Genomic DNA, 2,510 nt, shown 5'->3' with positions numbered 1-2,510 from the left:
CAAGGCCTCGTGGACCAGCAGGTCGGCGCCCTTGGCGGCCGCCTCCACCCGCGCCGACGGCGCGGTGTCGCCGCTGATCACTACCCTGCGGCCTTGTATTCGAAGGCGTAGCCGACGGCGGGCTGGACAGGGTCGTGGCGCACGGGGAAGGCGGTGACCTTCAGGTCCGGTTCGTCGATCAGCACCAGGTCGGGCTGGGCCTCGCCGGCGACGAACGGGAGCGGGGCGCCGCCAAAGCCCGAGGGCGGGATCACCTTCTGGCCGTGATGGGCGATCCGGTAACCCTCATCGAGAGTGTAGGCGGTCATGAAGCCGCCGACCACCTGGTCGACCCCGGTCGGGCCGTGCACGGGAACCGGCGAGGTCGCCGCGCCGCCGCCCCAGCGCTGCAGCATCAGCTCGCCCAGGCCGTCGATATGGTCGGAATGGAAGTGGGTGAGAAAGATCGCCTCCACCCGGGCCGGCGGCAGGTTCATCAGGGAGAGGTTGCGGCTGGCGCCCGATCCGGCGTCGACGATGAACAGCCGCTTCCCCGCCAGAATGGCGGTGCAGGGACCGGCGCGTCGCGGATCCGGCATCGGGCCGCCCGCCCCGCAGAGGCCGACGTGCAGGCCGTCCGCCAGACCGTCGTCCGGCGCGCGGCTCAAGGCCTTGCCGTAGAGACGCTCCATGGCGGCCATGGCGATCTGGCCGCGCAAGAACCAACCCGCTGTCGCGGTCACCGCGACCAGCCCGGCCAATGACAATCCCACTATCGTTCTGGTCCGCATCGCTTCGCTCCCTGGACGTGGCGGGCGGGCTTGACCCCACCGCAATGTAGTGGCACGCATGTTGTCAGTATATATGCCGCCGGGCTCGCGGCGGAGTCAACGGGAGACGACGGAATGATCGTGTTGAGGACGCCGGACTCACGGTTCGAGGCCCTGGCCGACTGGCCGTTCCCGCCGCACTATGTCGAGATCACCGACGCCGATGGCACGGCCCTGCGCCTGCACTATGTCGATGAGGGCCCGCGCGACGCGCCCGTGGTCCTGCTGATGCATGGCGAGCCCTCGTGGGCCTATCTCTATCGCAACATCATCGCCGGCCTGGTCGCCAAGGGACACAGGGTCGTGGCGCCGGACCTGATCGGCTTTGGCCGCTCCGACAAGCCCAGCCGCCGCGAGGACTATACCTATGAGCGGCATGTGGCCTGGATGAGCGACTGGCTGACGGCCCTCGACCTGACGGGCGTCACCCTGTTCTGCCAGGACTGGGGCGGCCTGATCGGCCTGCGGCTGGTCGCGGCCTTTCCGGAGCGTTTCGCGGCCGTCGCCGTCGGCAATACCGGCCTGCCGACCGGCACGGGCTGGACCGAGGGCTTCAAGGCCTGGCTGGACTTCAGCCAGAACGCCCCGGTGTTGCCGGTGGGCGGCATCGTCAACATGGGCACGGCGCGCGACCTGACGGACTCTGAGATCGCCGCCTATGACGCGCCGTTCCCGGACGAGACCTTCAAGGAAGGCGCGCGCCAGTTTCCGACCCTGGTCCCGACCACGCCCGAGCATGGCTCGGTGGCCGAGAACAAGGCGGCCTGGGCGGTGCTGGAGACCTTCGACAAGCCGTTCGTCACGGCCTTCAGCGACGGCGACGCGGTCACCCGCGGCGGCGAGGCGATCTTCAAGGCTCGGATCCCCGGGGCGGCCGGCCAGCCGCACGTGATCCTGACCGGCGGCCACTTCCTGCAGGAAGACAGCCCCAGGCCATTGTCGCCCTACTCAACACCCTGGTTCACAGCCTTCGGTCCTGACGCGGTCCGCCATGAACGGCGGCGCCGCCCTCTGACTGCCCTCCGCCCAGGCCGCCGCCTTCCAAGGCGCGTCGGATAGGCGCGATCCGGACCAGGCGCCGCCCTGTCCGGATCGCGTTCAGCGGCTCAGTTATCCCAGTGAATATAGTCGTCGGTCGGCTTGTCGGCGACGCCTAGCGGATGGTCGATCGCGATCGCGCCCTGCAACAGTGACGGCCAGATCGGCTTGATGTTTCGGCCGTCCTGCTGGCGCAGCAGGGCGGTTAGTTCGGCCACCTTGGCGGGGTTTGAGGTCGCCAGGTTGTTGCGCTCGGTGGGGTCGCTGGCCAGGTCGAACAGCCAGACCTTCTGGGGGTCCTCGAGCGTCTGCAGCTTCCAGTCGCCGGCCCGCACCATCTTGTAGCGTCCCGAGCGCCAGAACAGCACGTCGTGGGGGCGACCCGAAGCCTTGCCTGCGAGGAATGGTATCAGATCGACGCCGTCAATGGCCCGGTCCTTGGGGATCGCCGCGCGCCGCGCCGGCGGCGGTGGCGAAGATGTCGATATGGCCGACCGGATTGGCATATTTGGCGCCGGACGGCAGGCCCGCGGGCCAGCGCATGTAGAACGGCACGCGCACGCCGCCTTCGAAGAAGGTCGCCTTCCAGCCGCGATAGGGCCGGTTGATTTCCGGCAGGCCGACATAGTGCCCCGCCGTTGTCGCTGGTGAAGATCACCAGGG

At 69.0% G+C, this 2,510-nt stretch carries 3 protein-coding genes and 1 pseudogene; 1 reads left to right on the top strand and 3 read right to left on the bottom strand.

The annotated features are described in order from the left end of the window. Window positions 1–80: 80 nt before the first annotated feature. Window positions 81–740 (bottom strand): MBL fold metallo-hydrolase, encoded by a 660-nt coding sequence (locus CSW58_RS12925; protein ID WP_236627826.1) that lies wholly within the window; start codon window positions 738–740, stop codon window positions 81–83. 144 nt (window positions 741–884) lie between these two features. Between CSW58_RS12925 and CSW58_RS12920 the strand changes: the two are divergent. Further along, window positions 885–1,789 (top strand): annotated as a pseudogene (locus CSW58_RS12920) (haloalkane dehalogenase). A gap of 126 nt (window positions 1,790–1,915) precedes the next feature. On the opposite strand, the gene CSW58_RS16350 reads toward CSW58_RS12920, so the two are convergent. Together CSW58_RS16350 and CSW58_RS16345 are read right to left on the bottom strand one after the other, a co-directional pair. Continuing rightward, entirely contained in the window at window positions 1,916–2,215 is a 300-nt protein-coding gene (locus tag CSW58_RS16350; RefSeq protein ID WP_369825194.1) for a hypothetical protein, read from the bottom strand. A 55-nt stretch (window positions 2,216–2,270) separates the two neighbouring features. After that, window positions 2,271–2,408, bottom strand: a complete 138-nt coding sequence (locus CSW58_RS16345) for a hypothetical protein (protein ID WP_369825193.1) — start codon at window positions 2,406–2,408, stop codon at window positions 2,271–2,273. Between the last annotated feature and the right edge of the window lie 102 nt (window positions 2,409–2,510).

The sequence above is a fragment of the Caulobacter sp. B11 genome (genome assembly GCF_002737765.1).
In the GTDB taxonomy this organism is placed as follows: Bacteria; Pseudomonadota; Alphaproteobacteria; order Caulobacterales; family Caulobacteraceae; genus Caulobacter.
This window is presented reverse-complemented; position numbering and strand designations above follow the sequence as displayed.